Origin of the sequence: Pseudoflavitalea sp. G-6-1-2, assembly GCF_012927185.1 — a bacterium.
In the GTDB taxonomy this organism is placed as follows: Bacteria; Bacteroidota; Bacteroidia; order Chitinophagales; family Chitinophagaceae; genus Pseudobacter.
The window spans coordinates 940,186-961,967 of the sequence record NZ_JABBGB010000001.1 but is presented as its reverse complement, the minus strand read 5'-3'; the positions used below and the strand labels follow the sequence as shown (position 1 = coordinate 961,967).

The following is a 21,782-nucleotide window of genomic DNA, read 5'->3' as shown; positions in this document are numbered from 1 at the left end:
TTAGAGCAGCAAAAATAAAGTTTGCGATTGATAATAAAACAAAAGGATGTACCAGGTGAAGAAATGATCATACCGGGGTAATCCGTGGTAACCGTTCGGATGGCCCTAAAGCAGCGATAAAATGAAAAAGGGCCCCGCCGCTACCGGCGCCGGACCCTTTTGTTCCAACTTCAACCTATGTTAGTGCAGTGGTACTAGATCTTCGCTTTTTTAGGAGCGGTGGCCACTGTATCTGTAATTGCTTTTTTCTGTTCTCTTCCGCGATAACGGTATTCGTTATTGGGATTGTTGTCGCTATTGGGTTTGGTCTGCTGATCGTCTGAGTTGTTCTCGTCACTGTCTCCAGTATTGATCTCAGCATTGAACTCTGCGTCTTTGTCTTTGAAGCGGAGTTTGATATTTCCTTTTCTCAGTTCTACTTCGTCCATATCCGCTACTTTTCTTGGACCGTCGTTGCTGGTCATGATATATTCTTCGCCAGGTTCGATCCAGTATCTGTGGCGGTCGATCTCATCGTCGTAGCGATTGCGGCGGCGGGTGGTACGGATCTCGAAAGACTCGTAATTATTGATATCGCGGGCCAACTGAATTCTTTTCCCTACCGGCACTTCGATGATCACTCTTACCTGCTGGTTTCTGAATTTCTCATCGCGGCTGATGCCAAAGCCATGCGGCAGATAGAGGGTATTATTTTCCAGTGCAATCGGAAAATCGATCTTGCTGGCGAGTGCTCTTGCTACTTCAGGAGTACGTCCGCGGGAGAGCCTCACAATTTTTGCATGATAATTAGAATCGAGGCTTTTCACTACATCCACCCGAACTGTGCTCAGCATAAGTGTATCGGGATTTACAGCGTAGAACGGCCAGTCTTCTTCGTCCATGCCAAACCAGTCGCTGGTATAATCGTGTGCGGGTTCGGGCTTGAGGTCTACCATCAGTCTGTCGCTGCTGGTTTTGAGTTCGGTGTATTGCTGCGGTGCGGAGTCGCTGGTTTTGAAATTGCGGCTTACGAGTCCCAGCAGTACAATCATGCTGATCAGTCCGATGGTCCAGAGGCTTCCGAAAGCATAACCGAGGTAATTGTTTTTTGAACGAACACCTGCGATGCGGCGGATCAGCCAGGTAAGCAATGCCACGATAGGTATTCCGAGGAAAAGCAGCAGCGTGAGCCATGCCAGCAGATCCTGATTGAAACCTTCGAGCAGGAAATTCTTCAGCGGGAACACGGAGAAGCTTCCGAACAGCAATCCCAGCAGCACAAAGAACAGTGCGATGGCGATGATGCCTGCGATACAGAGGAAGAAAGCTTTGAAGAGTACGCCAATCACATGGCCGGCACCAGAGCTGCGAACTTTATTACTTGCTTCCGAAGAATAGGTTTTGAAAGCCTGACTGGCTTCAGCGCCCATTTCTTTTGCTTTTGCTCCGAGGTTTTCTGCAGATTGTTTCACTTCACTGCCGAAGCTTCCGCCTTTGGCTCTGATGCTTTCGAGATCTTCTTTTACAGTATCTGCGATGGAATTGATATCAACTCTTTCGCCACGTGCTTCCAGTTTCTCTGAGGCTGTAACTGCTACTGGTACTGCAATCCAAAGGATCACATATGTTATAAAGAGTGTACTTCCGAGAGATCCGGTGATGAATTTAGGTCCGCTCCAGAAACCCCAGTCGTGCCAGAAGAAATCAAAAGGACCAGAAATCAATGCCAGCAGGAGAGGGAGGGCGAAGATGAGTCGGGGGATCCATGCATCGATCTTGAAATACGATGCGAGACCACCAGCCACACCCGCAATCACTTTATCTTCCCTGCTTCTGTAGAGACGTTTGGTGATATTGGTCTGAATTGATTTTGCCGGAACCACAATCCACAGCAGGATGTACACCCAGAACAGTGGAGCGATGAGCAGTACAAAGAGAATTCTCAGTACCACAGGGTCGATACCAACGTAGTTGGCAAGACCACTACATACACCACCGAGAATCTGATCGTCGCTGTTGCGGTAGAGACGGCCACGGCCGGTACCGGTATTGTAGCTGCGCGCAGACGCTGATTCGGTGTGCTGCTGCTGTTGCTGGCCGGAGTGCGCTGATGCGGAAGCCGATTCAGTGGATGATCCACCATTATCTTCTTCAAAATCTTCGGGGCGTCCGATGCTGGCGCTGATGGCATTCACATCGTCGTCGGTGATGCAAACGGCGCCTTTTTTCAGTCGCTCGGAAAACAGTTCCGCAATGCGGCTTTCAATATCATTGATAATTTCATCCCGACCTTCTTCCCTGGCGAAATAGCTGCGCAAACTGTCTATGTATTGCTTCAGCAGATCGAAGGCGGTTTCCTCGATGGGAATCACCCTGCCCTGGAAATTTATGTTGATGACTTTTTTCATTGTTCTGCAATTTGGCGGTTGATAGTTGGTTAGTTGGAATCGTTGGGTTCGGGTTCTATTGCGTTGGCACCTGCGGTGGAAGGAAGTGAATCCTTCTTGCTGGCCAGTGCATTCACGGCATTTGCCAGTTCGTTCCAGGTTTCCTGCAGTTCGAGATAGAACGTTTCACCCTTGGGGGTTAAAGAAAAATATTTGCGTGGCGGCCCGCTGTTGCTTTCGACCCATCGATAAGTTAGCATGTCTGCATTTTTCAAACGGGTGAGCAGGGGGTACAGGGTTCCTTCAAGGATCTGCAGATTGGCGCCCCGCATTTCGTCAACAATATCACTCGGGTAAGCTTCTCCCCGCCTGATGATTGACAGGATGCAGAACTCCAGAATCCCTTTTCGCATTTGGCTCTGTGTGTTCTCGATATTCATATGCTTGTTCTTTTTTGCCCCGAGGGGCTGGCTATACTTGTTGATTGCTATTATCTGTAAGACACAAAAGTAATGGGTGTAAATTCTTCGGCCCATCCGGCAGTGGCTTCCGACACTTTCGTTTCCGCTTTTTCAGCAGTTACTGATCGAGAGGCGGCTACCGGTTCTGCGATTGTTTGCTGATCGTCCATGCTGGCGGTCAGCAGAGAGGTCAAGATAAAAACAACCAAGGCAACTTTTACTAACATATACTTTGAATGGTCAATATTTGATGAGATCGATCATTCACAACACAAACATAGGAAGAATATTAGTACTATGCAACACATAGTACTTAGTTTTTTCAGGTAATCTTTATAGGAAAGTAATGGGTTTGAGGGGAAATGCAGATGGAGAGCGGGTTTCGGCGAAATGGGCGATTTTGGGGTTTTGATGGATGGTTATTGAGGTGGGATGAGTGGTTGAGGAGTATTTTCGGCTGGTTGCGGGGTATGAAAACAGCGGGCGAGGAATATGCCCGGCAGAGTAGTTACATAGATGGACGGAGGTACGGAGGATTAAGCGAGAGGTGTCTAATCAACTGTTGTTCAACATATTCCAAGGCCGCAGTTATCATACCCCGACACCCCCGCCTTACCCGCTATGAGTGGGAGAATGAGGGGTGGCTGATTATGCACAATACATAATAAAAGATAGTTGAGCGTGGTCTTTGCTTTTCTGAGGTGTTTTATGAAAACTCCCTTTACCTAATCGATTCAGGAAAGTTTTTGGCTCATAACCTTCATTCAAAAGGCCTGTGCGGCGAATAAAAAAGCCCGGCTGATGAGCCGGGCTGATATCTTTTATTGATTCACTGCTTATCTCAACGTAACAATATTCTGCACCACCAATCTTCCCTTTCCTTCAATAACCAGATTCACATCCTGATTAGATTGGCCGCTCGCCTGGAACTTGATCTGATTGGTTCCTGCCTGCAAAGGTATTCTCGTATAATAAATAGTATGCGGGAGGCTCTGCCAGTTGCGCGTATCTGCTTTCTCTGTAGCCAGACTGAAAGCCTGAATAGCCAGTGAGATCGCTTCGCGGGTGTCTTTGTTCTTGTCGTTCTCATTCGGACGAACCGCCATTTCTGCAAGCTTTTTCACCACCAGTCTGCTGAGCGCTACTCCCATCTCTTTGAGAAAACGTTCGCGAAGCGTAGTGAATGCAAGCGCATTGATGTTCTCAGCTTTTTCGAGCGTGAATTGCTTTCCGTTTAAGGTGGCTGTGGCATTGCGATAGAACATCGGTTGCTCCACATATCGCGGAAACGCCACTCTGAAACTGCGGAGATCAGCAAGTTTAAGGTCCGAATCCCTGATGCTGGTTCCGCTGAAATTGAATGGTATGTTGAAAGAACCGGTAGCATCTACAAATGTGAAGTTTCCTAATCCGTCTTTGGTGAGCGTGAAAAAGAAATTCTGTTCTTCCTTAACTGGCGCCAGTCCGTTTTCCCAGAACAATACCAGCTCACCGCCGGGCGATGCTTCGCTTCGGGTATAGGTGGTATTGAGTAATTTTTCGTAGCGGCCCAGTTCATCGGAAAATCCGTTCATGTAGGCTGCATGCAGCAAATCCTTTTTCAGCTGATCGGGAATGGAAACTCCGTAGTAGCTGTTGTTGTTCTTCAGAAAAAGATCTACCGAGTTGCGATACGAAATGAAGGCATTGTTCCAGTCGCCAGAGGTTTCGTAAATGATGCCCTGCAACATAAGTGAGAATGCATCATCACTGTATTTGTTCTCGCTTTTGGTCTTATCGTCGAGTTCGTAGTTGGAAATGGAGATCCTTCTTGCTTCAACCAGTGCATCAGCCGTTTTGCCGAGATAGAGATAGTTGAGCGCTTTGTAGTAATGAAGCATGAACTTTTCAAAGGCTTCGCCTTTGTAGGTCTGCATCATAGGGTTCAGCAAAGTACCCACGGCAACATCTCCGGCCGTGGTGCGAACTTCTTCCATGAAGATATCCGCATCGTTGAAATACCTGTTGCTCGAATCGTACTGTTTCAGCAGATGGGCCATCTTTCCTTTCTCGAAATAATAGAGCAGGCGATTGCGTTTTGCCCGCAGGATCTTGGTGCTTTCCAGCTTTGCATCCGCTGCGGCAAAATTATTCTGCCGCACTTCTGAATAGTATTCAGCAATGCGGTTGTTGTAAGTAACGCAGGAAAAGAAAAAGAGCATTAGCGGAAGTAAAGCCAATGCTCTCTTATTATTAGGTAGTAACTGCATTGAAAAGGCTCTGGTTTACTACAAACTAGTTCTTCACGTATTTAGCGATCTTCTTGTCTCCGTTCCAAACGATTTCGTTGGTTTGGATATTGGTAAGCTCCAGATTGATCTGATAGTATACCACTTTTCTTCTTTTCTGTGAATCCACAATGGAGTTGATAGAACCTTGCAGAATGTAGTCAGCGCCTTGTTCCAGTCCGAATTTCTTCATGGAAGAAGCGGAGGCGTTCGTTTGCTGGTCTGCTTTTTCGGCACGGAGTTCTTCTCTTTTCTTTCCACCCTGAACCAGTCTTACTCTTTGTGATCTGATGAAGGTTTGCTCGATATCTTTCACAAAGGTTTCTGCTTCGATATGTTCATGGCTTTTGTTGGTAACAAAGCCTACGATCACTACAGGTTTCTGTCCTTTGTTGGCTTCCAGGTGATTGCCGAGCCATGCCTGATTCAATACGTCCTGAATCATTTCTTCAGATACAAGTCTGGAGTCGGTATTGTTCCAGCGGCCGCTGAGATCAACCTGCTCACCCGGATCGATACGGGTTACCTGGGTTTTACAGGATACAGAAAATACACTTACAGCCACAACAGCTGTACAAGCCAACAGAAATTTTTTCATATTGAGATATTTAATACAAATGGTTTTGTGAATAACGCGCAGGTGAGGCAATTGATTTTATTACCACCACCAGGATGATAATCCAATACCTGCTGCGGCGCCCCACAGATAATTGTTCCAGTGATTGTGACGACCGTACCTGCCATAGCCACCCCAACCTCCATAGTAAGAAGTAGGATAGTAGTAGCCGTTACCATAGTAACTGTCGTACCCCCAGCGTGCTCTTTCGAGTCTCAGTTCGCGGCGGAACTGTTTGCGTTGCGCACGGGCTTCCCTTTTATCGGCCAGAAAATCGATAGCCTTATAGGTTTCCTGTGGTGTAGTGCTGTGCCATGTGTTCACGGAGTCAGCCATTCGCATATATTTTTGCTGGCTCACCAGATAGTTGGGGTTCTGGTCGGGTGCAAGGTTTTGAGCTCCGGCTGTTGTTGCCAGAGTGATCAAGGCAAAAAGTGGAAGTATTACTTTTTTCATAGCCTTCTAGTTTTAATGAACTGATACAAAGCTAATCAGGTTTGCGTTAACCGGGCGTTAAAACCGCCCATGCCGCTGATTTTCAGGTTTCTGGGTACTCTTCCGGTACCTGAATCAGCTATAAGACAAACCGAACCGGGTCTACCCCTATCCGTTCTATTTTTTTAACCCTATTTCGCGTAAACGTTCGTCTAAATACTCTCCCGCAGTGGCATCAGGATAAGCTTTTGGATGATTGGCATCGATACAGCTTTCCAGACAAGCCAGACTCATTTCTCCTTTCGGATGAAGAAAGAACGGAATAGAGAAGCGTGAAGTATGCCATTTGTCACGCGAAGGGTTCACCACACGATGCGTGGTTGATTTCAGTTTGTTGTTCGTAAGGCGTTGCAGCATATCGCCCACATTCACTACAATCTGTTCCGGCAGTGATGTTACTCCCACCCATTCGTTCTGTTTGGTGAGTATCTGTAATCCGTCTGCTGATGCTCCTACCAGTAAGGTGATGAGGTTGATATCTTCGTGCTGTTCTGCGCGGATAGCCGATTTCGGTTCCTGCGTAATCGGCGGATAGTGAATGGCGCGCAGAATGGAATTGCCATTGTGGATATGCTGATCGAAATAGTGCTCATCGAGGCCGAGATAGAGGGCAATCGCCTGCAGCAGCGCTTTTCCGGATACTTCGAATGCGCGGTATGCATCTTCGAATGTTGGGTTGAACCCTGCTACTTCAGTCACTTTCACATTATCCGGGTATTCCGATTTGATGGGATCATTGTCTTCAACGATCTGTCCATACTGGAAAAACTCTTTCAGATCCGGTGCATCACTTCCTTTCGCATGTTCTTTTCCGAAAGATGTATAGCCGCGCTGGCCTGCCAGCCCCGGAACTTCGTATTTTTTCTTTTCATCCGAAGGAAGTGAAAAGAACTGTTGCACATATTTGTAGAGGTCGGCGATCAATGCGTCGGGGATACCATGATTCTTCACAGCTACAAAGCCAACATCTTCATATGCTTTGCCCAATTGATTCACAAATGCTTGTTTCAGCTCAGGATCGCCTGATGTAAAATCGGCGAGGTTAACTACCGGTATTGCCATGACAAATTATTTAAGAATGTTATGCGAAGGTACTGCAAATAACAATTTACGAAAATCCTGCGGTGTTTGAAAGAGGGGATTACCGGCAGGATATGGCAGAGCAAACAAAAATCCCGGCGAAGGGCCGGGATTTCGGAGTTGCTTTCGGTTGCTGTTCTGTACAACCATCAGGGATTAAGGATTGTAGTGTCTGGTACTTTTCATGGCTTTACCAGTTTGAGAATTGTTTCTTTTTCGGTTGGGTCGATGTCCATCAGGGCATATGTGCCAACACCATTGATCATTACTTCGTCGAGCACATCGATTACGTTTTTGTAAGCTGAGTTGTCCAGTGGTTTGATCATGAATACAAGGTCTTTTCTGCCATTTTGTTTTCTGCTGTTGAGGAGCGTTTGTTTTTCACGAATCACTTGTCCGAGACCGTTAGCGTATGAAAAATTGGTAGTGCCATAGGTGCCATTTTTCTGAGCTTCTTCCAATGAGCCGTGGTAGTAGAACACTTTGTCTTCATCGAGCAGAACTGCAGTAAGGGAGCTGCTTTCGCCGGATTCTGACGGAGGGCCGTCAGCAGGCATGATTAACTTTGTAGCCTTCGGCTCAGACATGGTGGTAGTGAAAATAAAGAAGGTGATCAGCAGAAATCCAAGATCTACCATTGGAGTAAGATCAACGCGGGTAGATAACTTTTTGCTTCGGCGAACACCGGCTCTGCCGGAGTTGGCTGCCATATTTATTTCAGCCATACAGGTAGTTTTCATATGAGATACACGATGAAAACTTTTCCATACATCTTCCAATATATCACAGAAAAAAGGGCCGCCTCATTGTTGAGACAGCCCTGTTATGCGGTTTGATATTTCTTTCAATTAAAACTCTGCGCTCTTTGGTGTGCGAGGGAATGCAATCACATCGCGGATATTTGTCATACCGGTAACGAACAGCACCAGACGCTCGAATCCGAGACCGAAACCTGCATGGGGCACAGTTCCGAAGCGGCGGGTATCGAGGTACCACCACAGTTCTTCGGTGGGGATGCCCATGGCATTCATTTTTTCGACCAGCACATCATAACGTTCTTCACGCTGCGATCCTCCAACGATTTCGCCGATGCCCGGAGCCAGAATATCCATCGCTGCTACGGTTTTGCCATCTTCGTTGAGACGCATGTAGAAAGATTTGATGTCTTTCGGATAGTTGGTAACAATCACCGGTTTTTTGAAATGCTTCTCTACCAGATAACGTTCGTGCTCGCTCTGCATATCGATTCCCCATTTCACTTCGTACTGGAATTTTTTCTTCTTGTACGCGGGCGATTGCAGCAGAATATCGATTGCTTCTGTGTAAGTGATGCGCTCGAAGTTGTTGTTCACTACAAAATCCAGTTTTTCGAGAAGTCCCAGTTCGCTGCGTTTGTCCTGCGGAAGCGATTTCTCTTCTTCGGCGAGGCGCTGCGCCAGAAACTCGATATCCTCACGGTTGTGTTCCAGTGCATATTTGATTACGTAGCGGATGAATTCTTCCGCGAGGTTCATATTGTCTTCGATATCGCAGAAGGCCATTTCCGGCTCAATCATCCAGAACTCAGCGAGGTGACGCGCTGTGTTGGAGTTCTCGGCACGGAAGGTTGGTCCGAAAGTATAGATTTCGCTGAATGCGGTAGCTGCCAGTTCACCTTCGAGCTGTCCGCTCACAGTGAGGTTGGTGCTGCGTCCGAAGAAATCTTCTTTGAAATCGATGGTACCGTCTTCGTTGCGCGGAGGGTTATCCATCGGAAGGGTGGTTACACGGAACATTTCACCGGCGCCTTCGGCATCGCTGGCAGTGATCACGGGCGTGTGCATATATACAAATCCTTTCTCATGGAAGAATTTGTGAATGGCAAAAGCCAGTGTATGACGAATGCGGAATACTGCCGCGAATGTGTTGGTACGGAAACGCAGGTGCGCTTTTTCGCGCAGGAACTCCAGACTGTGCTTTTTGGGCTGAATAGGGTATTGCTCAGGGTCGCTGTCGCCCAGGATCTCGATGCTTTTTGCCTTGATCTCCATTTTCTGGCCCTTGCCCAGCGAAGGAATACATTCTCCGGTTACTTTCAGCGAAGCGCTGGTGGTGATTCTTTTCAGCGTGGCTTCGTCCAGCATTCCGAGTTCAACTACGATCTGCAGATTATTATTGGTAGAGCCATCATTCAGCGCAATAAATTGATTGTTGCGAAATGTACGCACCCAACCCATAACTGTAACCTCCTGGCCCGTCGGTTCGGTAGCCAGCAGTTCTTTGATCTTGACTCTTTTGTTAAACATAATTCTGCAGATTTTATCAATAAATGCCTGCTTTTTGCAGGCGGGGAACAAAGATAACCAGCAGCGGCCAGAAACAAAGCGTACAAATTCGGTTTTAGCGGCCTTCTCCGGTTATTTTGACGCCCGCGGAGGTTATGTTTTTCTGCAATTCGTAAATCCCGCCCCGATGATTTCGGTAAATTTGCTCTTTTGTACCATACGCAACGGTCTTGAAAGCAACAATAAATATCGGTTTAGTCGGTAACCCTAATAGCGGCAAGAGTTCCCTGTTCAATGCACTTACAGGTCTGAACCAGAAAGTAGGCAACTTCCCCGGAGTAACGGTGGATAAGAAAACGGGCAGCTCATTCATTGCGGATGGGATGAACGCTACTATCATCGATCTTCCCGGAACTTACAGTTTGTACCCCCGCCGCGAAGACGAGTGGGTGGCCTATCGCGTGCTGATGCAGCAGGATAAACAGGTAGAAGCCCCCGATATGGTGGTGCTGGTGGCCGATGCGAGCAATCTCAAACGCAATCTGCTCTTCGCTTCGCAGATCATCGACCTCAAGATTCCCGTGGTGATAGCCCTTTCCATGATGGATCTGGCCAAAAGCAAAGGCATCCGCATCGATGTTCCGGAACTGGAACGCGAACTCGGAGTTCCTGTAATTCCCATCAATCCCCGGAAAAACAAGGGCATGCCCCAGCTGAAACGCGCCATCGAGCAGACCGCCCAGCAATTGTACAAAACGCCCGTTCGCGATTTTATCAATAATGAGGCCCTGGCTTCGAATGCCGTTGCAGGCGTGAAAGCGCTGATCCCCGGCATGAGCGACTACAAAGCCATCCATTACCTTATCAATCACGAATCTTTTATGCTGGACGAAGCCATCCAGCAAAAGATCGAAGCCATCGAAGAAGCCAATCAGTTCAATCATACCAAAACGCAGGCGGAAGAAATTCTGCAGCGTTACCAGCGGATCGGAAATATCATGAAACAGGCGGTAACGGAACCTTCTCCGCTGGAGAAAACCCTGCTCACCGAAAAACTCGATGATATTCTGCTCCACCGCCGTTGGGGATATGTGATTCTGTTTGCTGTTCTCTTTATGCTTTTCCAGAGCGTGTTCTGGCTGGCCAGCTATCCGATGGACTGGATCGATCAGAGCTTTGCCGCCCTCACCGGCTGGATGAGCAGCTGGATGCCGCAAGCCTGGTGGAGCGATCTCATCATCAATGGTCTGCTGGCAGGTATCGGAGGGATAGTGGTCTTCATTCCGCAGATCATGATCCTGTTCGGACTGATCACCATACTCGAAGACACCGGTTACATGGCCCGCATCAGCTTCCTTACCGATAAGCTCATGCGCAAGGTGGGACTCAACGGAAAAAGCGTAATGCCCATGATCAGCGGATTCGCCTGCGCGGTTCCCGCCATCATGAGCTCCAGAAGCATCGAGAATAAAAAAGAAAGATTACTCACCATATTGATTACGCCACTCATGAGCTGCAGTGCCCGTCTTCCGGTGTACTCCATTCTCATTGCCCTGGTGATCCCTTCAAAATTCTATCTCGGCATTATCAGTCTGCAGGGGCTCGTATTCATGGGGCTTTATCTGTTAGGTCTGGTGATGGCTTTGATCGTTAGCTATGTAGCCAAATGGTTCATCAACATCAAAGAGAAAAGTTTCTTCATACTTGAGTTGCCTACCTATCGTGCGCCACGCTGGAAGAATGCGCTGGTAACCATGGTGAGCAAAGCAAAAATATTTGTGTTCGAAGCCGGTAGAGTGATCATCGTAATCTCGCTCATTCTCTGGGTGCTCAGTTCTTATGGCCCCGGAGAAAAAATGGCCAATGTAGAAAAAGAGTATGCTACCCTGATAGAGCAAAACCAATCCGATTCCGTGAAAGTAGCAGAGCTGGAATCAGCGAAAAGTTCAGCACTGCTGGCAAATTCGTATGCAGGCATTCTTGGTCACAAGCTGGAACCAGCCATCGAGCCGTTGGGCTTCGACTGGAAAATCGGTATCGCGCTCATCACTTCTTTTGCTGCCCGCGAAGCATTCATCGGAACCATGGCTACCCTCTACAGTGTAGAAGGAGGCGATGATGCAGATGAAGCCACCCTCGCCCAGAAACTCGATGCCGCCAAACGCTCCGACGGAAGCAAAGTGTACACTCTCGCCACCGCACTTTCGCTGATGGTGTTCTATGTTTTTGCAATGCAGTGCATGAGCACCCTCGCCATTGTGAAACGCGAAACCAAAAGCTGGAAATGGCCACTGATTCAACTCGCTTACATGACCGGACTCGCGTACTTCATGAGCCTGCTGGTCTACAACATTTTCAAATAAGCTGATTTAACCGATACTCCGATCGCCCGCAAATTGCGGGCGATTTTTTTTGCAGGAAGCGGATCGACTCACTGTTCGGCACAACAAAAAAATAAGGGCGTATCCGATGATACGCCCTTCCGTTTTCCAATACCCAAATGGTAAAATATAAACCGTCCGACTGAAAAATATTTTATGAGTTGCTTACCAGCTGAATGATTTTGCTTCGAAGCTCAGGGAACATTTTTCGCATCAGCGCATCCATCACCTGTGTTTTGGATGGGCCGCGATCGAAGTTCCGGCGGCGGAGCAATGCCCGGTCTTCGTCGGTGAGCGCACGTTTGTCGCCATTGTAAGTGGCATATTGTTCGTTCCATTCCACGCGTTCCGATACACTGTTTGTCTGGATGGTTTTCTTGCTGTACACTTCCCACAATCTGAAATCGATAGTTGCATTTACCGATACGTTTCTGTTGTAGAGGGTGAGTGTTCCGGTTGCCACTTCATACACAGGTTTACCTGTTGAGTCTTTTCCTACCTGAATCTTCTTCGACAATGAGCGGCTGCTGCTGCTGGGTATTCCGGTGGAAGGACTGATGCGATCCCACTCAACATCCAGTACCCAATCGGGACGCACATTTTCTTTGCTCGCTTCATAATCAGTAAAGAATCTGGCAGAAGTGTATGCGGCAGTTTTTCCACCGAGCTCGCGCACCAGCGCATCCTGATAGTAGTCGGATCTGTAGCGGGTTTCATCGTCCCACTCACGGAAGAACAGAGGATCATCTTCACGAACGGGTCCTACCATAACATTTACGATACTGTTCTCGTAAGCTTCTTTGCTTAACTGAAGGGCATCTTTGTATCCGGGGATATATGCGTTTGCTCTTTTGAATAATTCGTGTGCACGCAGATCTCCCTTCCTGGATTCTTCGCCAGCGCTTCTGTGGCCTTCACGGTAAAAATATTCAGCTGCATCCTCGCGGGCAGATTCCAGTTCGGTGAGAAAGCTTTTCGGCTGCACATATGCTGTTGCGTTAGGCACCGCCTGCGTTGCAGTATAAATTGTTTGGAGAGCGTTGTATTCGTTGATGATTCTGTCCCAGCGGTTGGGATCGTTGCTGTTCTTATAAGTTACTGCCGCGTTTTCGTGGCGGGAAACAGACTGATCATGAAAATAACGGAGATCGTTCTGCGCTTTCGCATTATCCGGATGTTTGATCAGTTCATTGATCGCCGCGAATAATGGTTTGTCTTCTTTTGTCGGAGGCCTGAACTTCGAAGAAGCACAGGATGCCAGGGTTACTGCAATTGCAATGAGGGTAAAAATACGGTTCATACGAAGTGGGCTTATGTTATTCATAGACTCAAATTTTACTCCGGAGCTTGTTAGCGGATTCTTAATATGAACCGTTCAACAATGTTTTAACACATTCCGGAAAACAGGCGTTGAAAGTATGACGCTTATTGGATAGATTCAAGCATCAAACCTTAAATATGAAAAAGATAATTCTTGCGGTTGCATTTGCTATTGTTTGCAGCTTCGGCGCATTTGCAGGAGAAGGGATGAGCAAAGATAGCATTGCCCCCGATCCGAAAGATGTGGGTTCGATGGACGGTATCCTCACCGCTCTCTACGATGTAATTTCCGGTCCGGCCGGACAAAAGCGCAACTGGGACCGGTTCCGTACTCTTTTCATTCCCGAAGCGCGCATGATTCCCATTGGCAAAAGAGCGGATGGCAACACCGGTAAAAAAGTAATGAGCATAGAAGATTACATCAACAGCAGTTCTCCCATTCTTGAAAAAATGGGTTTCTTCGAAACGGAGCTGCATCGCAAAGTGGAAACTTTCGGTGGCGTAGTGCATGTGTTCAGCACCTATGAATCGAGAAAAATGAAGGAGGATCCGGCGCCATTCATGCGCGGCATCAACAGCATTCAATTATGGAATGATGGAAAACGCTGGTGGGTAGTTACCATTTACTGGCAAAATGAAACGCCTCAGTTGCCGATCCCCGAAAAATATCTGAAAGACTGATCCCCTATAAAAAATTTACGGTTCCTGATTCGTTTCACAACTTATCAGGAACCGTTTTTATTTCGAAACAATTTTTTTCTGACCTGCTTAGATTTTGCTGAGCCTTTCCGCCGCTTGCGCCAGAGTTGTTTCTTTTTTGGCGAAGCAGAACCGGATCACTTTATCATCCTTTCCGGATTTGTAGAATGCCGATACGGGGATCGTTGCAATTCCGTATTCTTTGGTGATGCGGATGGCAAAGTCCTTATCGCTTTCGTTGCTGATTCTGTCGTACTTGTAACATTGGAAATAGCTGCCGTAACTGGGCAGTGGCGTGAAGCGCGTTTTACTCATCAGCTCCTGAAAGTAATCGCGTTTTTGTTGCAGCAACGGAGCAAGGCTCAGATAAGAATCCCTCGTTTGCAGAAATGCTGCCAGTGCCACCTGCGATGGAGTGTGGCAGCTGAAGCAATTGAACTGATGCACTTTTCTGAATTCTTTGCTGAGTGCGGCGGGCGCTACTGCATAACCGAGTTTCCAGCCGGTGCAGTGGTATACTTTTCCGAAAGAGAAACATACAAAACTGCGCGCCAACAGATCAGGATAACGCAACATGCTCTGGTGCGGAATATTGTCGAAGATGAGGTGTTCGTACACTTCATCGGAGAGAATGATGATATTGGTATCCTGCACAATGGAGCGGAGCTGATCGATATCGTCTTCGCGCAGTACCGACCCTGTGGGATTGTGCGGCGTGTTGAGAACAATCACGCGCGTGCGTGGTGTGATCTTGTTTCTCACTTCTTCCCAATCGATGCGATAATCCGGAAATTTCAGATCGATGAGTACCGGCACGCCTCCGTTGATGGTAACATTCGGAATGTAACTGTCGTAAGCCGGTTCGAAAATAATCACTTCATCACCTGGCTGAAGAACGGTGGTGAGCGCTGTGTAAATAGCATATGTTCCGCCTGGTGTGATGGTGATCTCTGTATCGGGATTTACTTTTGTATTGTAGAGAAACTGAATTTTTTCTGCAATGGCTTCGCGAAGCGGCATCCATCCGGGCGCCGGTGCATATTGATTGTAGCCATTCTGCATGGCGCTGTTCACCAATCCGGTGAGCTCTTCACTCATGGGAAAATCAGGGAACCCCTGTCCGAGATTTACGGCGTTGTACTCGCTGGCCAGGCCGCTCATTACTGTAAAGATGGTGGTGCCAACATCCGGCAGTTTCGACGTGATGGTTATTGGATTGTTCACAGCAATCATTTCAATGTTTTTTATGCTTCGGTTATTGCGCTTGTTCTGCGCGCATTTCAAATATACGTAAGACCTGATTGCGGTTTTGCGTGTTCTTCCATAAATAATTGCTGCAAAAATTATGCGCGGCGCATGGGAGTTCAGCCACCAAAAATGTGACACAGCATGGGCTGCTTCCGCCGAAGGCGGAAAAAAATTTTTTGAAAATCGTTCTCTTAGCGGGCAACCGCAGTAATTGGCTATTTTTTCAGCTCGGCCTTCACTTTTGCGGGCAGGCTATCCACTACCAGGTCGTATGAATGATCGATCCACTCTTTGATCAGCTTCGAAGAAACCGTTCCGTCTACAGTGATGGTGTTCCAGTGCTTCTTGTTCATATGATATCCCGGCTTCACGGCTTCGTATCGCTCCCGGAGCTCTTCTGCGAGATCGGGATTGCACTTTACATTGAAGCTGAGCGGATCACTGTCCAGCCCGGTGAGCAGGAACACTTTACCCGCAACTTTGAATACCAGTGTATCCGGACCAAAGGGCAGGGTCTCTTCCACCGCCGGCTTTGCCAGGCAGTATGCTCTCAGTGTTTCGATATTCATGCTACGAATTTACGGAATGATGGCGCTCACTTCGATCTCCACCATGTATTCCGGTTCGATGAGTTCGTTGATGCCGATCATCGACAGGCATGGCTTGATGTCTTTGAAAAACTCGGCGTGTCCGCGGCCATAGGCTTCCCACTGGCTGATATCGGTTACAAACATTCTGCATCTTACCACATCGTTGAGCGAAGCGCCGGCCTGAGCAAGCACTTTCTCGATTTTCTGATAGGCAAATTTCGTTTGTTCGTAAGGGTTATCCACACCAACGGTTTTACCGTTTTCGTCTACGGCAACGGTTCCGGTTACTTCAACAACGTTTCCTACGCGCACAGCGCGGCTGTAGCCAACAATGTCTTCCCATTTGGCTCCCGAAGAATAATTGGTTCTATTCATATCAGTTCTTGATTTCGATATTGTCGGGCAGGATTGGTGCCTCATTGTGCAACCTGAGGAAAACTTGCGTAGCAGTCACTACGTCTTTCTGACAATAGGTAACAATACGGTGAATGTCTTTTTCGCGCCAGTAAACATCGCCCACCATTTTGCCGTCGATATCATCTTTGGGGGTGGGGATACCTAATGTATGAGCTAACAAATTTAAGGAAGTATAGTTTTTAAAATCGCCAAATTTCCAGAGATCCATGGTATCGAGATGGGCAACTTCCCATGGTTTTTTTCCGGCGGTATTGAGAATGGGAGGGATGATGATATTATTGATGATCATCCGGCGGCAGAGATAGGGAAAGTCGAACTCTTTACCGTTGTGCGCGCAGAGGAATTTATTGCTGTCGGTAGCCCATCGTTTGAGCATTTCGCAAAAGCGAACGAGGATGAGTTGTTCATCATCCCCGTAAAACGATTTCAGTATCAGCTTTTTTCCTTCGCTGTTTCCCTGAACCAGTCCGCAACTGATGCAGACGATCTTTCCAAATTCAGCGTAGATAGCAGCTTTATTGTATACAGATTCCACTGTTTCATCTTCTTTTCCGCGCAGCAGGAAGGCGCTTTTGGCCGTCCACAGTTCTTTCCACTCTTCAGGTACCTGATCGTAGGTGGGATATTGCGAAACTGTTTCTATGTCGAGAAAGAGAATGTTATTAAGTGGGATCATATCATAAATATTTATCGCCCTTGTTTCTTTTTACTTCGGCTACGTATTCTTTGATCTCCTGTTCTTTTTCTTTTTTGCAGATGAGCAGTACATCTGAAGTATCTACAATAATGAAGTCTTCCATTCCCTGCAGCAGTACCAGTTTGTCCGATTGCGTATGTACCATGCAGTTGTGGGTATCGAACACCATCACCTGATCTCCGGCAACGGCATTGCCGAAATAGTCTTTGCCCAGGTTTTCGTAGGCGCTGTTCCAGGTGCCGAGATCGCTCCATCCGAAAGAGGCGGGGATGAGGTAAACGTTGTCTGCTTTTTCCATGATGCCGAAATCGATGGAAATATTGGTGCAGAGCGGATATATTTCCTGCAATGCCACGTGTTCTTCGGGTGTATTGAAACGCGCTTTTTCAGCAGCGAATACTTCATACATTTCGGGCAGGTGTTTTTCGAAGGCGGCAACGATATTCTTTGCCTGCCATACGAAGATGCCTGCATTCCAGAGAAATTCTCCGCTGGCAAGGAAAGTTCTGGCCAGTTCGAGATTGGGTTTCTCCGTAAAGGTTTTCACTTTGTACACATTGTCGCTCACTTCGTGCTGTTCGTACTGGATGTAACCATAGCCTGTATTTGGATAGGTTGGTTTAATGCCGAGTGTGATCAGTGCATTGTGTTTGGTAACAAAGCTGAGCGCTTCGAAGCAAACTTTATTGAAAGCGATATTGTCGAGAATCAGGTGATCCGCAGGGGCTACAATCATGGTAGCATTGGGATCGAGCAGCATCAGCTTGAAAGAAATATAGGCAACGCAGGGAGCGGTGTTCTTGCGCGATGGCTCTCCGAGGATGTTCTGCAGGGGCAGATCGGGCAGCTGATTTTTCACGATGTTCACATATTCACCTGATGTTACCACATAAATGTTTTCAGTGGGAACGAAGGCTGCAAATCGATCAAATGTAGACTGGATAAGTGTTTTACCTGTATTGAGAATGTCCAGGAACTGCTTTGGGTAGTTGGTCCGGCTCATTGGCCAGAAACGACTGCCAATTCCTCCGGCCATGATCACTACATAATGGTGTTTGTTCATTGTGAAAATTTGTACGCTCTATATCAATCCCTCTCTTACGAGGTCGTGCAGATGAATAATACCAAGATATTGGGTTCCGGCGGTTACTGCCAGTTGAGTGATATCGTATTGTCTGAGCAGATCAAGTGCTTCAACAGCCAGTGCATCCGGGGAGATCGTTTTAGGGTGAACGGTCATGATCTCGGAAGCGGTTACATTGTCCAATGTTACGCTTTTTTCCAGCATTCTCCGAAGGTCTCCGTCGGTGATGATGCCCAGCAGGTGCTGATCCGGATTAACTACGGCTGTTACGCCCAGTCTTTTGCGGGAGATCTCCACAATTACTTCCCGGAGAGAGGCGGTATTGAGCACTGCCGGTTTCTCATTCTGGATGTAGAGATCGCCTACGCGCAGGTACAGCTTCTTGCCCAGGGTGCCTCCCGGATGGAAGCGGGCAAAATCGTCGGACCCGAAGCCTTTGAGTTCCATCAGTACAACGGCGATAGCATCTCCCATTACCAGCTGTGCGGTGGTGCTCGAAGTAGGGGCGAGGTTATTGGGACAAGCTTCCTGCGAAACGGTGGTATTAAGGGTGATATCTGAATTTTTGGCCAGAAAGGAGGCCATGTTCCCTACCATTCCAATGAGGGTATTGCCGAAATTTCTGATGAGAGGAATCAGCACTTTTATTTCGGGACTTTCCCCGCTTTTGCTGATAACCATCACAACATCATCTTGTTGTACCATTCCCAGATCGCCATGAATGGCGTCTGCGGCATGTAAAAAGATAGCTGGAGTGCCGGTAGAATTGAGGGTGGCCACTATTTTCTGGGCAATGATGGCCGATTTGCCAATGCCACTGATCACCAGCCGGCCTTTGGTCTGCTGGATGGCCTCCACAGCTTTCTCAAATTGGTCGTCGATCATAGGCTGCAATGCGTTGATCGCATTGGCCTCCTGCTGAATGGTTTTCAGCGCAACTGATTTAATATCAATAGAAGACACGGCTGTCATATTTCAATTAGTGGCAAACCTACGAAAATGTAGTGTGAATTTAATTAAATGCAGCAATGGTCGAAATGTTGAAACAATAGTGTTAAATCTATGGCATAACCAGTAATTTGAAGTAAATTCGCAACCCTTATTTAATACCAGCCACCATTACGGGCTTCGCCCGGTGCCTAAACTAACTAAGACCTTTAACGGGGGTCAGCCACATGAGACCGGAAGCTATTGCTGTTGAGCATAGTGAATGAATGGTCCTTTTCCTATTCAACACCTGAAAATAGGTGCTTTAATTCTATATTTATACAGCAGTCTGATATTCGAACAACAATAAAATAAACTGATAGTAGCAGGTATTGTTGGAAACTTTTGTGTGAAGGAAATACTAAGAGCATGGCAACAACGACCAAAAAAACCGCCAAAGCGGTAAAAGCAACAAAAAGCGAGAGCGATAACTCATCAATCGGCTCTGCCACTAATGCAACTCCCACCGGTGCATTTCTCCGTGAAGCATTACAGGAACATTTCGGATTCGATAAATTCAAAGGAAATCAGGAAGCCATCATCCAGAGCTTGCTCAGCGGAAAAGATACTTTTGTGATTAAACCCACCGGAGGTGGTAAGAGTTTGTGTTATCAGCTTCCGGCCATCATCAGCCCCGGAGTTGCCATAATTGTAAGCCCGCTGATTGCCCTGATGAAAAATCAGGTAGACCTCGTAAGAAGTTACAGCAGTAAAGACGATGTGGCTCACTTCCTCAACTCAACCCTCAGCAAAAAAGAGATCCGAACCGTTCAGGAAGATCTTCAGAGCGGCCGCACCAAAATGCTGTACGTTGCTCCTGAAACGCTCACCAAACAAGAGAACCTCGAATTATTCGCTGGTCTGCAATTGTCTTTCTTTGCAGTGGACGAAGCACACTGTATCTCCGAGTGGGGGCACGATTTCCGCCCGGAATACCGCCGTCTCCGCGAAATGATGACGCAGATCAATCCTGATATTCCCGTTATCGCACTCACGGCTACTGCCACTCCGAAAGTAAAGAGCGATATCATCCAGAACCTCGGTCTCCGCGAACCGGATGTATTCATATCTTCTTTCAACAGGCCAAACCTCTACTACGAGATCCAGCCCAAGATCAAAAAAGACCAGACCCTCAAAAGCATCGTGCGCTTCATTGTGCAGATGAAAGATAAGAGCGGTATCATTTATACACTCAACCGCAAAACCACCGAAGAGCTGGCAGACATGCTGGTGGCCAATGGCATCAAAGCTGTTGCTTACCATGCCGGTCTCGACAGCAAGCTGCGCGCCGAACGGCAGGATCTGTTCCTGAACGAGGATGTGCAGGTGATTGTTGCCACCATCGCCTTCGGCATGGGTATCGATAAACCCGATATCCGTTTTGTGATCCACTACAATATTCCAAAGAGCATCGAGAACTATTATCAGGAAACCGGTCGCGCCGGCCGTGATGGTCTCGAAGGAAAATGTATTCTCTACTATTCTCATAAAGACGTTGCCAAACTGGAGCACCTCATGCGCGATAAGCCGCTCAGCGAACGCGAAGTAGGCGCCCAGCTCATCAACGAAACCGTTGCCTACGCAGAAAGTGGCGTCTGCCGCCGGAAAGTGCTCATGAGCTACTTCGGGGAAGATTACACTACCAAAAACTGCGGAGAGTGCGACAACTGCCTCCATCCGAAAGAAGAAGTGGAAGCAAAAGACAATGCACTGAAAGTACTGAAAGCCATCAAAGCCCTCGATGAACGTTTTGCAACCGACTACACGGTGAACATCCTCATCGGAAGGCTCACTCCTAATATTACCATGTTCCGTCACGAAGGCATCGCCGAATTCGGAATTGGTAAAGACGAACCCGATCATTACTGGAGCAGCCTCATCCGCCAGATGTTGCTGGCCGGTTTCCTCAGCAAAGAGATCGAAGACTATGGCGTTCTCAAGATCACCAAAGCAGGAGAAAGCTTCTTCAAGAAACCGAAATCGTTCCCGATCATTCTCAACAACCTCTACGAAGAGGCGAATGCCGATGATGATGAAGGAAGCACAGAAGCCGCCACTGGCGCCGCTACCGACGACAAGCTCTTCGAAATGCTGAAAGATCTTCGTCAGAAAGAAGCTAAGAAGAAAAGCCTTCCTCCGTTTGTGATCTTCCTCGAAACCTCCCTGCAGGATATGGCCACCCTGTATCCAACCAACCTGCAGGAACTGGAGAAATGTTCGGGTGTGAGTAAAGGAAAGGCCATCCGTTACGGAAAGCCGTTCATTGAAATGGTATCGAAGTACGTTGCCGACAATAACATCGAGCGTCCGGACGATTTTGTGATGAAGAGCGTAGTGAACAAGAGCCAGAACAAAGTATACATCATTCAGCAGACCGATAAACGCATTCCACTTGAAACCATCGCTAAAAACAAGGGATGGAGAATGGATGAAATGCTCGAAGAGATGGAAACCATCGCTGCCAGCGGAACCAAACTCAACCTGGATTATGCGATCGATGAAATGCTGGATGAATACGAGCAGGAAGACATTCTCGAATATTTCAAGGGATGTGAGACCTCTTCATTGCAGTTGGCGCAGCAGGAACTTTCCGATGGCAATTTCACCTGGGAACAGCTGAAAATCATGCGTATCAAGTTTCTGGCGCAGTACGGAATGTAATCTCATTAAGAAGAGAAGCCGAACAATCAGCAAATCAGAAAAAAGAAGAGAAATAATTTAATAATTTTCAGGAAATTAGAATCAATCCCCTTATTTTTGCAACCCGTTTGGGGAAGTTCAACAGGTGATAAAGAAAAGAGGATTGATTC

Annotated in this window: 19 protein-coding genes; 3 read left to right on the top strand and 16 right to left on the bottom strand. The window is 47.4% G+C overall.

Features of this window, described 5'->3' with window-relative positions; genetic code table 11:
- Nucleotides 1-194: 194 nt before the first annotated feature.
- The 9 genes from HHL16_RS04085 to asnS form a co-directional block, all read right to left on the bottom strand.
- Nucleotides 195-2,387, bottom strand: a complete 2,193-nt coding sequence (locus HHL16_RS04085; protein ID WP_169423861.1) for a PspC domain-containing protein — start codon at nucleotides 2,385-2,387, stop codon at nucleotides 195-197.
- A gap of 29 nt (nucleotides 2,388-2,416) precedes the next feature.
- Nucleotides 2,417-2,806 carry a PadR family transcriptional regulator gene (locus HHL16_RS04080; RefSeq protein WP_169423860.1) on the bottom strand — a complete coding sequence of 130 codons (390 nt, stop codon included), beginning with the start codon at nucleotides 2,804-2,806 and terminating at the stop codon, nucleotides 2,417-2,419.
- Nucleotides 2,807-2,856: 50 nt separating this feature from the next.
- The gene (locus tag HHL16_RS04075; RefSeq protein ID WP_169423859.1) at nucleotides 2,857-3,036 is read right to left on the bottom strand and encodes a hypothetical protein; all 180 of its coding nucleotides are present in this window, start codon (nucleotides 3,034-3,036) and stop codon (nucleotides 2,857-2,859) included.
- A gap of 627 nt (nucleotides 3,037-3,663) precedes the next feature.
- On the bottom strand, nucleotides 3,664-5,076 hold the full coding sequence (locus HHL16_RS04070; protein ID WP_240965776.1) for a hypothetical protein: 1,413 nt from the start codon (nucleotides 5,074-5,076) through the stop codon (nucleotides 3,664-3,666).
- A gap of 25 nt (nucleotides 5,077-5,101) precedes the next feature.
- Nucleotides 5,102-5,692: a penicillin-binding protein activator LpoB gene (locus tag HHL16_RS04065; RefSeq protein WP_169423858.1), complete on the bottom strand. Its 591-nt coding sequence runs from the start codon at nucleotides 5,690-5,692 to the stop codon at nucleotides 5,102-5,104.
- A gap of 60 nt (nucleotides 5,693-5,752) precedes the next feature.
- Nucleotides 5,753-6,166: a hypothetical protein gene (locus HHL16_RS04060; protein WP_169423857.1), complete on the bottom strand. Its 414-nt coding sequence runs from the start codon at nucleotides 6,164-6,166 to the stop codon at nucleotides 5,753-5,755.
- Between the two features lie 156 nt (nucleotides 6,167-6,322).
- On the bottom strand, nucleotides 6,323-7,267 hold the full coding sequence (locus HHL16_RS04055) for an isopenicillin N synthase family oxygenase (protein WP_169423856.1): 945 nt from the start codon (nucleotides 7,265-7,267) through the stop codon (nucleotides 6,323-6,325).
- 200 nt (nucleotides 7,268-7,467) lie between these two features.
- Nucleotides 7,468-8,010 carry a biopolymer transporter ExbD gene (locus HHL16_RS04050; RefSeq protein WP_169423855.1) on the bottom strand — a complete coding sequence of 181 codons (543 nt, stop codon included), beginning with the start codon at nucleotides 8,008-8,010 and terminating at the stop codon, nucleotides 7,468-7,470.
- Nucleotides 8,011-8,133: 123 nt separating this feature from the next.
- A complete protein-coding gene (gene asnS, locus HHL16_RS04045; protein WP_169423854.1) occupies nucleotides 8,134-9,570 on the bottom strand; it encodes an asparagine--tRNA ligase in 1,437 nt (478 codons plus the stop codon).
- Between the two features lie 209 nt (nucleotides 9,571-9,779).
- On the opposite strand from asnS, the gene feoB reads away from it, so the two are divergent.
- Nucleotides 9,780-11,912, top strand: a complete 2,133-nt coding sequence (gene feoB / locus HHL16_RS04040) for a ferrous iron transport protein B (protein ID WP_169423853.1) — start codon at nucleotides 9,780-9,782, stop codon at nucleotides 11,910-11,912.
- Nucleotides 11,913-12,084: 172 nt separating this feature from the next.
- Here feoB and HHL16_RS04035 read toward each other — a convergent pair whose 3' ends face one another.
- Nucleotides 12,085-13,254 carry a hypothetical protein gene (locus tag HHL16_RS04035; RefSeq protein WP_169423852.1) on the bottom strand — a complete coding sequence of 390 codons (1,170 nt, stop codon included), beginning with the start codon at nucleotides 13,252-13,254 and terminating at the stop codon, nucleotides 12,085-12,087.
- Between the two features lie 134 nt (nucleotides 13,255-13,388).
- Here HHL16_RS04035 and HHL16_RS04030 point away from each other — a divergent pair, with 134 nt between their 5' ends.
- On the top strand, nucleotides 13,389-13,931 hold the full coding sequence (locus tag HHL16_RS04030; RefSeq protein WP_169423851.1) for a hypothetical protein: 543 nt from the start codon (nucleotides 13,389-13,391) through the stop codon (nucleotides 13,929-13,931).
- An 87-nt stretch (nucleotides 13,932-14,018) separates the two neighbouring features.
- On the opposite strand, the gene HHL16_RS04025 is transcribed toward HHL16_RS04030, so the two are convergent.
- The 6 genes from HHL16_RS04025 to HHL16_RS04000 form a co-directional block, all read right to left on the bottom strand.
- The gene (locus HHL16_RS04025; RefSeq protein WP_346766822.1) at nucleotides 14,019-15,173 is read right to left on the bottom strand and encodes a methionine aminotransferase; all 1,155 of its coding nucleotides are present in this window, start codon (nucleotides 15,171-15,173) and stop codon (nucleotides 14,019-14,021) included.
- Nucleotides 15,174-15,412: 239 nt separating this feature from the next.
- The gene (locus HHL16_RS04020) at nucleotides 15,413-15,766 is read right to left on the bottom strand and encodes an MmcQ/YjbR family DNA-binding protein (RefSeq protein ID WP_169423849.1); all 354 of its coding nucleotides are present in this window, start codon (nucleotides 15,764-15,766) and stop codon (nucleotides 15,413-15,415) included.
- Between the two features lie 9 nt (nucleotides 15,767-15,775).
- On the bottom strand, nucleotides 15,776-16,162 hold the full coding sequence (locus HHL16_RS04015) for a RidA family protein (protein ID WP_169423848.1): 387 nt from the start codon (nucleotides 16,160-16,162) through the stop codon (nucleotides 15,776-15,778).
- A gap of 1 nt (nucleotide 16,163) precedes the next feature.
- Entirely contained in the window at nucleotides 16,164-16,880 is a 717-nt protein-coding gene (locus HHL16_RS04010) for a ribonuclease H-like domain-containing protein (protein ID WP_169423847.1), read from the bottom strand.
- Between the two features lies 1 nt (nucleotide 16,881).
- Nucleotides 16,882-17,964, bottom strand: coding sequence for a mannose-1-phosphate guanylyltransferase (locus HHL16_RS04005; protein ID WP_169423846.1), 1,083 nt, complete (start codon nucleotides 17,962-17,964; stop codon nucleotides 16,882-16,884).
- Between the two features lie 18 nt (nucleotides 17,965-17,982).
- Nucleotides 17,983-18,957, bottom strand: a complete 975-nt coding sequence (locus HHL16_RS04000; RefSeq protein ID WP_169423845.1) for a KpsF/GutQ family sugar-phosphate isomerase — start codon at nucleotides 18,955-18,957, stop codon at nucleotides 17,983-17,985.
- Between the two features lie 384 nt (nucleotides 18,958-19,341).
- Between HHL16_RS04000 and recQ the strand changes: the two genes are divergently transcribed.
- On the top strand, nucleotides 19,342-21,633 hold the full coding sequence (gene recQ / locus HHL16_RS03995) for a DNA helicase RecQ (RefSeq protein WP_169423844.1): 2,292 nt from the start codon (nucleotides 19,342-19,344) through the stop codon (nucleotides 21,631-21,633).
- Nucleotides 21,634-21,782 lie beyond the last annotated feature (149 nt).

Excerpts from the sequence above, each read along its gene's own strand:
- HHL16_RS04085 (WP_169423861.1), bottom strand. The coding sequence starts at position 2,387 with ATGAAAAAAGTCATCAACATAAATTTCCAGGGCAGGGTGATTCCCATC.
- HHL16_RS04080 (WP_169423860.1), bottom strand. The coding sequence starts at position 2,806 with ATGAATATCGAGAACACACAGAGCCAAATGCGAAAAGGGATTCTGGAG.
- HHL16_RS04070 (WP_240965776.1), bottom strand. The coding sequence starts at position 5,076 with ATGCAGTTACTACCTAATAATAAGAGAGCATTGGCTTTACTTCCGCTA.
- HHL16_RS04065 (WP_169423858.1), bottom strand. The coding sequence starts at position 5,692 with ATGAAAAAATTTCTGTTGGCTTGTACAGCTGTTGTGGCTGTAAGTGTA.
- HHL16_RS04060 (WP_169423857.1), bottom strand. The coding sequence starts at position 6,166 with ATGAAAAAAGTAATACTTCCACTTTTTGCCTTGATCACTCTGGCAACA.
- HHL16_RS04055 (WP_169423856.1), bottom strand. The coding sequence starts at position 7,267 with ATGGCAATACCGGTAGTTAACCTCGCCGATTTTACATCAGGCGATCCT.
- HHL16_RS04050 (WP_169423855.1), bottom strand. The coding sequence starts at position 8,010 with ATGGCTGAAATAAATATGGCAGCCAACTCCGGCAGAGCCGGTGTTCGC.
- asnS (WP_169423854.1), bottom strand. The coding sequence starts at position 9,570 with ATGTTTAACAAAAGAGTCAAGATCAAAGAACTGCTGGCTACCGAACCG.
- HHL16_RS04035 (WP_169423852.1), bottom strand. The coding sequence starts at position 13,254 with ATGAATAACATAAGCCCACTTCGTATGAACCGTATTTTTACCCTCATT.
- HHL16_RS04030 (WP_169423851.1), top strand. The coding sequence starts at position 13,389 with ATGAAAAAGATAATTCTTGCGGTTGCATTTGCTATTGTTTGCAGCTTC.
- HHL16_RS04020 (WP_169423849.1), bottom strand. The coding sequence starts at position 15,766 with ATGAATATCGAAACACTGAGAGCATACTGCCTGGCAAAGCCGGCGGTG.
- HHL16_RS04015 (WP_169423848.1), bottom strand. The coding sequence starts at position 16,162 with ATGAATAGAACCAATTATTCTTCGGGAGCCAAATGGGAAGACATTGTT.
- HHL16_RS04010 (WP_169423847.1), bottom strand. The coding sequence starts at position 16,880 with ATGATCCCACTTAATAACATTCTCTTTCTCGACATAGAAACAGTTTCG.
- HHL16_RS04005 (WP_169423846.1), bottom strand. The coding sequence starts at position 17,964 with ATGAACAAACACCATTATGTAGTGATCATGGCCGGAGGAATTGGCAGT.
- HHL16_RS04000 (WP_169423845.1), bottom strand. The coding sequence starts at position 18,957 with ATGACAGCCGTGTCTTCTATTGATATTAAATCAGTTGCGCTGAAAACC.
- recQ (WP_169423844.1), top strand. The coding sequence starts at position 19,342 with ATGGCAACAACGACCAAAAAAACCGCCAAAGCGGTAAAAGCAACAAAA.